The sequence below is a fragment of the Veillonella sp. VA142 genome (genome assembly GCF_003992135.1).
In the GTDB taxonomy this organism is placed as follows: domain Bacteria; phylum Bacillota; class Negativicutes; order Veillonellales; family Veillonellaceae; genus F0422.
Genome location: NZ_RQVN01000001.1, coordinates 158,919 through 171,312 on the forward strand (window position 1 = coordinate 158,919; position 12,394 = coordinate 171,312).

General features: G+C 37.5%; 14 protein-coding genes. 12 read left to right on the forward strand and 2 right to left on the reverse strand.

The window, feature by feature from the left end; all coding sequences use genetic code 11:
• Window positions 1-140 precede the first annotated feature (140 nt).
• The 6 genes from ftsZ to nrdG all read left to right on the forward strand — a co-directional run bounded on the left by ftsZ (window position 141) and on the right by nrdG (window position 6,395).
• Complete coding sequence (gene ftsZ / locus EO117_RS00680; RefSeq protein ID WP_240626901.1) at window positions 141-1,157, forward strand: cell division protein FtsZ; 1,017 nt, start codon at window positions 141-143, stop codon at window positions 1,155-1,157.
• Window positions 1,158-1,180: 23 nt separating this feature from the next.
• Window positions 1,181-1,756 (forward strand): outer membrane beta-barrel protein, encoded by a 576-nt coding sequence (locus EO117_RS00685; RefSeq protein ID WP_126938634.1) that lies wholly within the window; start codon window positions 1,181-1,183, stop codon window positions 1,754-1,756.
• A gap of 252 nt (window positions 1,757-2,008) precedes the next feature.
• Window positions 2,009-2,617, forward strand: coding sequence for a hypothetical protein (locus tag EO117_RS00690; RefSeq protein ID WP_126938635.1), 609 nt, complete (start codon window positions 2,009-2,011; stop codon window positions 2,615-2,617).
• Window positions 2,604-3,134, forward strand: coding sequence for a biotin transporter BioY (locus EO117_RS00695; RefSeq protein WP_126938636.1), 531 nt, complete (start codon window positions 2,604-2,606; stop codon window positions 3,132-3,134). The genes EO117_RS00690 and EO117_RS00695 overlap by 14 nt, the downstream gene beginning before the upstream one ends.
• Window positions 3,135-3,721: 587 nt before the next feature.
• Window positions 3,722-5,872 carry an anaerobic ribonucleoside-triphosphate reductase gene (gene nrdD, locus EO117_RS00700; protein WP_126938637.1) on the forward strand — a complete coding sequence of 717 codons (2,151 nt, stop codon included), beginning with the start codon at window positions 3,722-3,724 and terminating at the stop codon, window positions 5,870-5,872.
• 25 nt (window positions 5,873-5,897) lie between these two features.
• Window positions 5,898-6,395, forward strand: coding sequence for an anaerobic ribonucleoside-triphosphate reductase activating protein (nrdG, locus tag EO117_RS00705; protein ID WP_126938667.1), 498 nt, complete (start codon window positions 5,898-5,900; stop codon window positions 6,393-6,395).
• A 114-nt stretch (window positions 6,396-6,509) separates the two neighbouring features.
• On the opposite strand, the gene EO117_RS00710 is transcribed toward nrdG, so the two are convergent.
• Together EO117_RS00710 and EO117_RS00715 are read right to left on the reverse strand one after the other, a co-directional pair.
• A complete protein-coding gene (locus EO117_RS00710; RefSeq protein ID WP_126938638.1) occupies window positions 6,510-7,058 on the reverse strand; it encodes a gamma carbonic anhydrase family protein in 549 nt (182 codons plus the stop codon).
• Between the two features lie 122 nt (window positions 7,059-7,180).
• A complete protein-coding gene (locus tag EO117_RS00715) occupies window positions 7,181-8,119 on the reverse strand; it encodes a nitronate monooxygenase (protein ID WP_126938639.1) in 939 nt (312 codons plus the stop codon).
• 184 nt (window positions 8,120-8,303) lie between these two features.
• On the opposite strand from EO117_RS00715, the gene EO117_RS00720 reads away from it, so the two are divergent.
• The 6 genes from EO117_RS00720 (at window position 8,304) to EO117_RS00745 (ending at window position 12,342) form a co-directional block, all read left to right on the forward strand.
• Window positions 8,304-8,858 carry a LemA family protein gene (locus tag EO117_RS00720; protein ID WP_126938640.1) on the forward strand — a complete coding sequence of 185 codons (555 nt, stop codon included), beginning with the start codon at window positions 8,304-8,306 and terminating at the stop codon, window positions 8,856-8,858.
• 64 nt (window positions 8,859-8,922) lie between these two features.
• Window positions 8,923-9,693: a YgcG family protein gene (locus EO117_RS00725; RefSeq protein WP_126938641.1), complete on the forward strand. Its 771-nt coding sequence runs from the start codon at window positions 8,923-8,925 to the stop codon at window positions 9,691-9,693.
• A gap of 192 nt (window positions 9,694-9,885) precedes the next feature.
• Window positions 9,886-10,023: a rubredoxin gene (locus EO117_RS00730; protein WP_126938642.1), complete on the forward strand. Its 138-nt coding sequence runs from the start codon at window positions 9,886-9,888 to the stop codon at window positions 10,021-10,023.
• 177 nt (window positions 10,024-10,200) lie between these two features.
• Window positions 10,201-10,713, forward strand: coding sequence for a DUF177 domain-containing protein (locus EO117_RS00735; protein ID WP_126938643.1), 513 nt, complete (start codon window positions 10,201-10,203; stop codon window positions 10,711-10,713).
• A gap of 32 nt (window positions 10,714-10,745) precedes the next feature.
• Entirely contained in the window at window positions 10,746-10,925 is a 180-nt protein-coding gene (gene rpmF / locus EO117_RS00740; RefSeq protein WP_009354192.1) for a 50S ribosomal protein L32, read from the forward strand.
• A 130-nt stretch (window positions 10,926-11,055) separates the two neighbouring features.
• Window positions 11,056-12,342 (forward strand): manganese-dependent inorganic pyrophosphatase, encoded by a 1,287-nt coding sequence (locus tag EO117_RS00745; protein ID WP_126938644.1) that lies wholly within the window; start codon window positions 11,056-11,058, stop codon window positions 12,340-12,342.
• Window positions 12,343-12,394 lie beyond the last annotated feature (52 nt).

Consider the following 12,394-nt stretch of genomic DNA (forward strand, 5'->3'; position numbering starts at 1 on the left):
GTCACTTCTTGACTTTCGTTGAAAAAATATAAAATTTATTGTAAAATAAAAGAAAATTATAAATGATAAGATAAACTAGTATCATAGTGTCATTGTCATAGTATATGAAAGATATCTCTAGTAAAGAGGAGGAGCATTCGATGTCAGAGTTTGCAAAAATTAAAGTTATTGGTGTTGGTGGCGGCGGCGGTAATGCCGTATCTCGTATGATTGGTAGCGACTTGGAAAATGTTGATTTCCTTGTGGCTAATACAGAAACACAAGCCTTGGATGGCACTAATGTGCCTGTTCGTATCCAAATCGGTGAGAAAGCTACTAAAGGCTTAGGTGCTGGTGCTAACCCAGAAGTAGGCCGTGAAGCAGCGGAAGAAAGTCGCGAAGATATTCTTAAAGCATTGCAAGGCGCTGATATGGTGTTTGTAACTGCTGGTATGGGCGGTGGTACTGGTACTGGTGCGGCTCCTGTAGTAGCTGAATGTGCTCGTGAAGCTGGCGCACTAACAGTGGGCGTTGTGACAAAACCATTTGGCTTTGAAGGTAAAAAACGTAAAGAACAGGCTGAGCGTGGTATTGAAGCGTTGACTGGTAAAGTAGACACGATTATTACCATTCCAAACGATCGTTTATTGGGTATCATTGATCGTAAAACTTCTTTAAAAGATGCTTTCTTAACAGCTGATGAAGTACTACGCCAAGGTATCAAAGGTATTTCTGATTTAATTACAAAACCAGGTTTAATCAATCTTGACTTTGCTGACGTAAAAACAATCATGACTAATCAAGGTGAAGCATTGATGGGTATTGGCGTTGGTGAAGGTGAAAACCGTGCTGTAGATGCAGCTAAACAAGCCATCAACAGCCCACTATTGGAAACTTCTATTGACGGTGCAAAAGGTATCTTGTTAAACATCACTGGTAGCGAAGAATTAAGCTTATTTGAAATCAACGAAGCAGCAGAAATTATTTCTGAAGCAGCAGATCCAGAAGCAAATATTATCTTCGGTTCTGTTATCGATGAAAATGTTGGTGACAAAGTATTCATCACTGTTGTTGCTACTGGTTTTGGTGATCAAGGTTCTTCTAATGGTTTTGCTCGTAAAAGCCCATTTGGTGCTACAGGTAACTCTCCAGACGTACCAGCTTTCATGAAACGATAAGATTCTTATACAAGGAGGATAGTATGAAGAAAATCGTAGTAGCCACAGCAGTATTAGCTGCCTTTAGTGCTTCTGCATTTGCAGCTGCTGTTCCTGTGACAAAGATTAATGCCGGTGAAACAAAAGTTGCCGTTGAATATTCTCTATCTAAAAAAACTGCACAAGACATAAAACGTAAAGATGGCTTCGGTGTATCTGCACAACAAGGTATATCTGATAATTTAGCGGCACAATATTCTTTCAATAAAGTGAATCGTACGGGAACAGATATCAAAGATCACCAGTTAGCAGGTGCCTATGCGGTACATCCGAATGTTAATGTGTATGGTGCGGGTACTTATGTAGATATGGGACCTAAACAAAATGGATTTGGTTATCAAGCTGGTGTGATTGGACATACTCAATTAGCAGATAAAGTTGAAGGCTTTGCTAAAGTAGGTTTTGGTAATGACATTAAAGAAACCTATCAATTAGGTGCGTCCTATGGCTTGCGACCAGATATTGATTTGAATGTATATTATCAGTATGATCAATATAATATGAATCAAAACAAAGCCGATGTAAAAGGATTACATGCAGGTGTAGGATATTCTTTCTAATAGGAAAGTAAGGTATCTGTTGTAACAGTATATATCATATAAGGACTGTAGTGTATGAGATGTAACTCTGCACTACAGTTCTTTTGCTTTCCTTATATGACATATATGAACAGGCACTGTATGTAAACAATTAATTTGAAAAACAGGTTGACTATATGCAGTTTGATTAATTATAATAAGGGTGTAACAGAATGTAAGAATCATGTAAGCTTGTAAGATCCAGTATAACCCATACTATGGGGAGGAGGCGCTATGCATACACTATGTAAGGGCTTGACAAGTGTAAGGGAAATTCCTAATACCGTGATTGTACGTAATGTACAATTTAAACGAACTACAAGATCACCACAGTTACAAATTAACTATACCCCAAGAAAGCAAGAACATATAGTGACTGTTTGTAATTCAAAAGGCACCTTAGTGTCCACGATGTTAGAACGGTTTGATTCCTTAGAGAATCACCATAATGAAGTTTCATTGGGGGAAATGCCAAAGGTTTGGACAGGTGAATTGAAAGATAAAACAAGAACAAAGTTTGTGTTTACACCAGAATCAATTCTTGAGTTTGTCGATGCCATTCAAGATGATAATCCTATGTACCGAGAGGAAGTTCCTAGAGTACCAGAATTAATGGTTTTATCACATATGGCGCATCACGTATTAGATGAAACTATGTTACTTCAATTAGATATTACATTTTCTGCACCGTTTTATGGTGGAGATGTTATTTTAGTAGAAAAATTTATAATCCATTCAGAAAAGCATAGACAAATTGGTGAGTGTGAATTAGTTGGTACCCATGGTGGTCGTGCCCATTGTAAATGGATTTATGAAGAGGAGTTAGTGAATGTTAAAGACTAGAGATTTGACAAAAATGGCCTTATTAGTGGCATTAGTTTGTGTAATGGCACAATTATCGATTCCCAACCCTATGGGTGTGGGGATGATTTCCTTAATCACCATTGCATTATGTTTGATTGGTCTAATTTTGCCACCAAAACAAGCGTTTTTGACATTATTAGTCTACGTACTGCTAGGAGCAGTTGGATTACCTGTATTTACTGGATTTACTGGTGGTATGGGAAAAATACTTGGTCCTACAGGCGGATTTATTTTGATTTGGCCAATTGCTTACACTGCAGTGAGTTACTTAAAGGGAACACAAAAAAGTTTTCTTAGATATGCTGTGGTAGCTACGATAGTGAGTATTGTAATTACTTATGTAGCGGCAGTGCCGTATTTCATGTCTGTTGCAAATATACCATTCACTAGTGATGGATTACAAAAAGCTTTAGGAATTTTGTTCTATCCATTTATCATTGGTGACATTATTAAAGCAATTCTATCTGCATGGATTGCTACCAAAATTAAGTTTTAATTTTGTATGTAGAATGGCGATCAAATCCTTTTGGGTTTGGTCGCTTTTTTATTTTATAGATGTCAAAGAAGGTCCTATATCAATTAGTTATACTTTGAAAATCCTTTTACCAAGCAATTTCATAAATAAAGTTAGGATATATTTCTACATAAAATAGGTGCTTCTCTTATTTTTTACAAGTTTACTATATCTAATTAGCATACATGATATAGTGGTTTTTGTTGAAATTAACTACAAGATGTTGTAAACTGAATTTAGAGATACCTATTATAGGTACCGTGTAGTGTAAATCTAAAAGAAATACATTAGATAGGTAGACCCTTTACTAAGTGTCGGAAGAAAATAGTCATATTTTCGGTATTTATGTAAATGCCTAAACACTAAAAGATAAGTAAGAATTTTCTACATGTGTAGATATAAAATAGACAGAGCAGAAATTGCTCTTTTTATATGTCTAAATCTTGATTAAATATGCACTGCATATAATAATGTTTTGTTTATACATTGTATGTATAATTCATACTGAATCTAATATACGCCGTATAGTTTGCTATATCTGGTGTAATTAGTACATAGGAGGCTCTATTATGATACACGTGATAAAAAGAGATGGTACGATTGCTGATTTCGATAAAGAAAAAATTATTGTAGCTATAGAAAAAGCTATGCATAGTAGTACAGGAGTATATACGCCAGGATTGGCTTTAAAAATTTCTGATGAAATTGAGAGATATGCTGAAACAATGGGTCGGAATATTACCATTTATGCTATCGAAGATCAAGTGTACTATAAGCTTCTAGAAAATAATAATCCAGCTACAGCACGGGCTTATGAAAACTATAAAGCAGTACAAGCTTTCAAACGTGTAGAAAATACAACAGATAAAGATGTATTTGGTTTATTGAATAAATCTAATGTGGCAGTTCTTGATGAAAACTCAAACAAAGATGCATCCATTGTGTCCACACAGCGCGATTTAATTGCCGGAGAAGTAAGTAAAGATATTGCCCGTAGAAAGTTAATCCCGACAGATATTGTACAAGCTCATGATAGCGGGGCTATCCATTTCCATGATATGGACTATATCATCCAACCTATGTTTAATTGCTGTTTAGTCAATTTAGAAGATATGTTGACGAATGGTACCGTTATCAATGGGAAACGTATTGATACACCGAAGTCATTTCAAGTAGCCTGTACGGTAACGACACAAATCATTGCACAGGTTGCCTCTGGTCAATATGGTGGTCAAAGTATTAATGGGATTGATCGGATTTTGGCGCCGTACGTAAGAAAATCCTATGACAAATACTTAGAGTTGACTTTACAAGAGCAGGTCGAAGTGTATGGCATGGCTCCAGATACAGCAAAAGCAGAGGAAATTGCTTGGCAACGGACAAAAAAAGAAGTGAAAGATGGGATTCAAACTATCCAATATCAAATTAATACATTGATGACGACGAATGGACAAGCTCCATTTGTGACATTGTTCATGCACTTTGATCCGAATAGCGAACTAGCAAAAGAAGCTGCATTAATCGATGAAGAAATTTTAAAACAACGTATTCAAGGTATTAAAAATGAGGCAGATGTGTATATTACACCAGCCTTCCCTAAGTTGATATATGTATTAGATGAACATAATGTACACCCTAGCAGTGAATACTATTATTTAACAGAATTAGCTGCACAATGTACAGCAAAACGGATGTATCCAGATTATATTTCTGCTAAAAAAATGAAAGAAATCTACGAAGGTAATGTATTTGCGCCTATGGGATGCCGCTCTTTCTTATCTCCTTGGAAAAATGAAAAGGGCGAGTATGTATTTAATGGACGCTTTAATATAGGTGTGGTAAGTCTTAACTTGCCTCAAATTGGTATTCTAGCACAAGGTAAAGAAGATACTTTCTTTGAAATCTTAGAAAAACGATTAGGATTAGTTGAAAAAGCTTTATTATTCCGTTATGATTTGTTGAAAGATGTGACTAGTGATGTGTCACCGATTCATTGGCAATATGGAGCGATTGCTCGCTTACCAAAGGGTGCGCCAATTCGTCCTTTACTAGAAGGTGGATATGCAACGATTTCCTTGGGATATATCGGCCTATATGAGGCAACAAAGCTTATTGTAGGTACATCAAATACATCTGATGATGGACATCGTTTTGCTAAAAAAGTAATGGAACGATTGCACCGTGCTACCGAAGAATGGAAAGAGACTCACAATATTGGATTTGCTCTCTATGGTACGCCAGCTGAAAGTTTAACAAACCGATTCTCCTCCATTGATAGAGCACGTTTTGGGGAGATTCCGGATATTACCGACAAAGGTTACTATACAAATAGCTACCATGTGAACGTTCGCGAAGAAATCAATGTATTTGATAAATTTGCTTTCGAATCGGAATTCCAAAAATTATCTACAGGAGGATGTATTTCCTATGCAGAAATCCCTAATATGAACAACAATATTCCTGCTTTGTTGACGATGATGGAGTATATTTACGATACGATTTCTTACGCAGAATTTAATACAAAATCTGACTATTGTCATGAATGTGGATTTGATGGAGAAATTATCGTAAATGATAAGGTACAATGGGAATGCCCACGGTGCCATAATACGAACCGAGATACATTAACAGTCATTCGAAGAACTTGCGGTTACTTAGGTGAAAACTTCTGGAATGAAGGACGCACTAAGGAAATTAAAGATCGAGTTATGCACATTTGATACTATTATGAAAGAAGGATGTACCATGCGATACGGACAACTTAGACAATATGATATTGCCAATGGTGAGGGCATTCGTACATCCTTATTTGTCACTGGTTGCACCCATTGTTGCTATAATTGCTTTAATGAAGAATACCAAGATTTTACTGCTGGCCAAGAATGGACTGAATCGGATATAGAACGATTACTCTCTTATGTTATGGCTCCTGTATGCAGTGGATTGACCTTACTAGGGGGAGAACCGTTTCAAAATATTGACGGATTGGTACCATTAGTGGACAGAGTATTAGCAGTAGCTTCGGGCAAACCAATTTGGGTCTACTCTGGCTATACCTATGAAGAAATCATTGCTTGTCCTAATAAACGAACATTATTAGAGCGATGTCATATATTAGTAGACGGTAGATATGTAGATGAGTTACGCGATCCTGGATTAGCCTTTAGAGGAAGTAGTAATCAGCGCATTATCGATATACAAGCGTCCTTGCGACAAGGGGATATAGTGTTGTATATGGAATAGTAGATCTTAAGAATATAGGAATAGATATTTAGGAATACAAAAAGAGGAAAGTTGATTGGTTGATATCAACTTTCCTCTTTTTCGTGTGTTGTTACAGTTTGAAATTATATTGTTTTACACAATAGTTTGGCTAGTATCCCATACTTCGCCATCAGCATCTGGTAAGAATCCATATTCTTTAGTCCACAGTGTTTTGTATTTCACGGCTTGGTTATGGATTTTTGTAATCATTGTTTCGTCAGTGCGGATGACCTTAGCAGGGCTGCCCACGACTAAAGAGTATGGTGGGATTTCAGTGCCTTCTAGTACGAGGGCGCCTGCGCCGATGATGGATCCACGGCCGATGTGGCAACGACTAAGAACGATTGCTCCCATGCCCACTAATACGTGGTCCTCTATGGTAGAGGCATGGATGATGGCACTGTGACCAATAGTGACAAAGTCACCAAGGATACAAGCGTGGTCATCGTCTACGTGAAGTACAGAATTATCTTGTACGTTGGAGTATCGGCCTACAACGATTTTATTGACATCTCCACGGGCAGATACATTTTGCCATACAGAGGCATATTCTTTTAATTCTACATCGCCCGCAAGCTCAGCACCTGGCATAGCGTGACTTCTTGGATCTAATTTTGGATATTTTCCTTTAAATGGTAGCATACTATCCTCCTGTATAATGTATGTGTAGATGAACTATTACGGACTATTATAACTTAGACCGCAAACCAAAGAAATGTATACACATAATAGATGTAATTGTACCAGCTAGTAACCGCAAAAGATTAGATAAAGCGTTGTGCTTGTTTAATTGCTTCTTTTGCCTCTGCTACAACAGACTCTACGATAGTTTTCGCAGGTTCTACTTTTGTCAAACGGTTTAAGCCTTGTCCAACTTGAACAACGCCGTTAATAGTGTCACCGTCAACAGCGGCTTTTTTATTCGTGCCGATTGCCATTTCTGTTAACTCACTTTTTGGAGCACAATTGTATTCAGCTTCTAAATAACGAGTTGTGAACTCACTTTTAAGACCACGTACACCGTGATTGAAAGTAAGTCCCGTTACTGTGGAGTCTGTATCAGTAGCATTGATAATAGCATCTTTACAATTTTGATGCATTTTACATTCTTCCGCTAAGATAAAGCGAGAACCCATTTGTACACCAGAGGCGCCCATAGTAAGACCAGCAGCTAAACCACGTCCGTCCACGATGCCGCCCGCGATAACAACAGGAATATCTACTTCTGGTACAACGTTTTCTAGTAAAGCCATTGTTGTTTGTGTACCAATGTGGCCACCAGCCTCTTGGCCTTCGATGATGAGGGCATCGGCGCCAGCTGCAGCTACGCGCTTAGCCAATTTTACATTTGGTACCACAGGGATGACTTTGATGCCTGCTGCATGTAATGGTTCAATGAAAGGTACAGGATTGCCGGCGCCTAATGTAACAAACGCAGGTTTCTCTTCTATGATAATAGCTAAGATATCATCTAAGTTTGGTGCCATTAACATTAAGTTTACACCAAATGGTTTGTCCGTTAACGATTTGCATTGACGGATTTCTTGGCGTATCCACTCTGTGTCACGACCGCCGGTAGCGATAACGCCAGTAGCTCCAGCGTTGGCAACGGCAGCTGCTAAGGTGTGCTCAGATGTCCAAGCCATAGCACCTTGAATGATAGGATACTGAATACCTAATAATTCTGTTAACTTAGTTTTCATAATTCCTCCTATATACAATATCATTCCTTAGAATGACAAAGACTTTCAACATGCTTTCATTATAGCCTAATAGTATGAAAAAATATAGTTGCTATAAAAGATGTGAAAAACAATGTATAATATAGATATGCCCATCGTGGCCATCATGGATATGTAATATAAGGAAATGTATAAAGGAGGATATATGAAAAAATCTTGGATTATTGGTTTAGGCATTATTGGAGTTATTTTAATTTGGATATTCAGCTCCTATAATGGTCTCGTACAAACAGAAGAGCAAGTAAATGGTCAATGGGCGCAAGTGCAAACACAATTGCAACGACGTTCTGATTTAATTCCTAATTTAGTCAATACCGTAAAAGGTTACGCCAGTCATGAAAAGGAAACAATTCAAGCGGTAGCAGATGCGAGAGCTAAATTAGGAGGTGCAAAAACAGTGGAAGAAACAGCGAAAGCCAATCAAGAGTTAAGTAGTGCCTTGAGTCGTTTGCTAGTGGTTGTAGAAAATTATCCGAATTTAAAAGCGGATGCTAACTTTAGAGCCTTGCAAGATGAATTAGCAGGAACTGAAAATCGTATTGCTGTAGCACGGAAGGATTACAATGGTAGTGTACAAGCCTATAACATGAAGATTCGTACCTTACCAACTTCTCTCATTGCAAGCCCAATGGGATTTCAAGTAAAACCATATTTCGAAGCAGACCAAGGAGCACAAAGCGCACCTAAAGTACAATTTTAGTTTGAATTTTCTACTATTTAGAGGTAGGGATAGCGGACTATTAATATTTACTTAAGGAGATAGAATGGGAAAAACATATAGATGGACTGCTATATGCAGCGGTCTATTAGTTACAATACTATTGTTCTTTAATAGCTTATCTGTGCTTGCCTTAGATGTGCCCAGTCCACCTAAGAATGGATATGTATTAGATCAAACTCAAACTTTGACAAAAGAAGAAATATATACCATGAACCGCATGGGATTAGAATTACAAAAGAAGACGAAAGCGCAAATTGCCGTCTTAATAATTCCCACCTTAGATGGTGAGGATGTATCAGATTACGCGAATCGAGTATTTCGTGCCTGGGGGATTGGAGACAAAGAGAAAAATAATGGCGTGCTGTTTTTAGTTGCCCTAAAAGACAAGCAAATGCGTATAGAGGTAGGCTATGGATTAGAAGGTGCTATCAACGATGCAAAGGCTGGTGAAATGCTAGATACCTATGCAATACCATACTTTCAAAAAGAGAAATTTGGTACTGGCGTAACAGAAACATACCGGGTGTTAGTTGGTGAAGTCAGCAAAGAATATGGAGTGACTATCGATGGCAGCAAAAATTATGAAAAACAAAATACTATTGAACTAAGTCCATTTCAAATCTTGTTGATTGCCATTGGTATAATTTTCTTAATCATAGTGGATATGACATTCTTTGGCGGTACTATTATACAATCGATTCTATGGATCCTAGCTTCCAGTCGTGGAGGTGGCGGTGGTCGTTCTAGTGGAGGCGGTTTTGGCGGATTTGGCGGAGGCTCCTCTGGAGGCGGCGGAGCCAATCGGCGATGGTAATGTCTAGATAATTAATTGCTGTAGACTATTGAGATACACAGTCTATTTGTTATGCGTAGTTTGCAAATAAATATCTCAAAAAAACATAGAAAATGATTGAGAATATATTGAAAGTTTTCGATTGTAGTGGTATACTGTTTACAGATGAAGTATCTGAGAAAAAATCTTTTAGTACGAAAGGTGGTGCACATAATGGATAAAAAATACGTATGCGTAGTATGCGGTTGGATTTATGACGAAGCTGTTGAAGGCGTAAAATTCGAAGATCAACCAGATGATTACCTTTGCCCAGTTTGTGGGGTTGGTAAAGACCAATTCGAAGAAATGTAATTAATTTTTCGATAAATTAATCCACATACATAAGGGCTCTCCAAAAGGAGAGCTCTTTTTCACGTGAGGGTCAACTGCTATGTCTTGTATGAGTTTCATGAAAACTTAACAACATATAGGGCTAGTATTTGACAAAGATAGTATAGGTAGCTATAATAGTATAGTCGAGGTAAAATTATGAAACTGCAAGTAGAGCAAGCAAAAGAACAGATTGGACGAGTAGTCCCTTTTCTATGTACGACATCAGGTGATGATCTTGGTGACGTATCTGCTTTTCCTTGGAGCCGTCATGATATAACCATTAGTGGTGAGCTTCGTTATGATGGTCAACATTATGTGGTGAATGGTACCATAACAACAAATGGACAATATGAGTGCTCAAGATGCTTAACCGATACTAATTATACCCATACTGTTCCATTTGAAGAGACTTTTGGTGTTACACATTCCAACTATGGAGACGATGATATCATTTCTTTCGATGGGGAAGAAATTGATTTAACGGAGACCATTCGGGAAACATTAATCATCAATGAGCCCTCTCAAGTGTTATGTCAGGATGATTGCAAAGGATTGTGTGTTCAGTGTGGAGCTAATCAAAATGTTTCACCATGCTCTTGTGAATCCTTTGTGGTAGATCCTCGATTAGCAGTGCTAAGAACATTGCTGAAGGAAGAAAATGATGATTAATACCTAGTGATTATGTTAAGGAGGTGCAGATAATGGCAGTACCAAAGCGTAGACTTTCCAAATGCCGTCGCGATCGTCGTCGTGCTAACTGGAAATTAGAAGTACCTGGTTATGTAGCTTGTCCACAATGTCACGAACCAATGATGCCGCATCGCGTTTGCCCAACATGTGGTTCTTACAAAGGAGAACAAGTAGTTTCTAAAAATGCGTAATAGGAACGAATGAGAAGACCTTGTAAACTATTGTTTACGAGGTCTTTTTTGCATGCATTTTACAGCTAATTATGATATAATAAAGAAACATTAATATATAACTCAAGTGATGATTATACGAGGTGACATTATGTTAAGAGATACAATTCTAGTAACAGGACACAAGAGTCCAGATACTGACTCTATTTGTTCTGCTATTTCCTATGCAAACTTAAAAAATCAAATGGGATTTGTGGCACAACCAATTTGTGCTGGTCAAGCTAATAAGGAAACATCCTTTGCTTTGAAGTATTTTGGTTTTGAACATCCAGAAATTGTAACTTCTTTTGCTGTAACTGTAGAAGATGTACTAGAAACAATTCCTGCAGTTGATGTAAAAGCAACCTTACAAGATGTGTTAGCATGGCGTAAACAATATGAAATGAACCGTATTCCAGTTGTAGAAAATGGTACTACTTATGTCGGTACGATTACAGCACAGCGTTTGATTGATGCTTTAGAAGCTGCTATGGGTGGTAACTCTAGTGTTACAGCTGGTGAAATCTGCACAAAAACTTCTTGCCAAGTGATTAGCAAAGAAACTAAATTGCGTGATTTCAAAGCTAATTCTCATATCGGTGGATATCCAGTAGTAGATAATGGTACATACTTTGGTATCATTCGTTCTAATGTGGAAGCACCAAAGCAAAAAACTAAAGTAGTGTTGGTAGACCACAATGAAAAAGTACAAATTATTGATGATATTGAAGAAGCAGAGTTAATCGAAAATATTGATCACCATCGCATTGGTGGATTGGTCACAGATAACCCGATTTTCATTCATTATGAAACTGTAGGATGTACTTGTACAATTCTTGCTAATTTATACTGGCAATATAGTCAAGAGATTCCTAAAAACATTGCAGGTTTAATGTTATCTGCCATCATTTCTGATACAGTATTATTCCGTTCTCCTACTTGCACTGAAAAAGATAAAGAAACAGCAAGAAAATTAGCTGACATTGCCGGTGTGAACTTAGAAGAATATGGCATGGAATTATTAAAAGCTGGTTCTGATGTATCCGATTTTTCTGATGAAAAAATCGTACGTACAGATTTAAAAGAATTTGAAGCAAATGGTAAAATTATTAGTATTGGTCAAATCCAAGTGATGGATACAACAGATATTTTAGGTCGAAAGGGATGCTTGTTAAAAGCTATGGAAGAGTTACGTAATGCTAACAACTATAGCGCATCTTATTTGATGATTACCAATATCTTAACAGAAGCCACAAACTTAATTTTTGTTGGCGATGCGAATGATGTGGTAGCAGCCGCATTTAATGCACAACCTGTGGACAATGAAGTATATTTAGAACATACATTATCCCGTAAAAAACAAATAGTGCCACCAATCGTGAGTGCTATGAAAGGCTAATTTATCATAGGGGGTGCGTTGTAATAAAACACAGCGCACCCTTGTTATATGC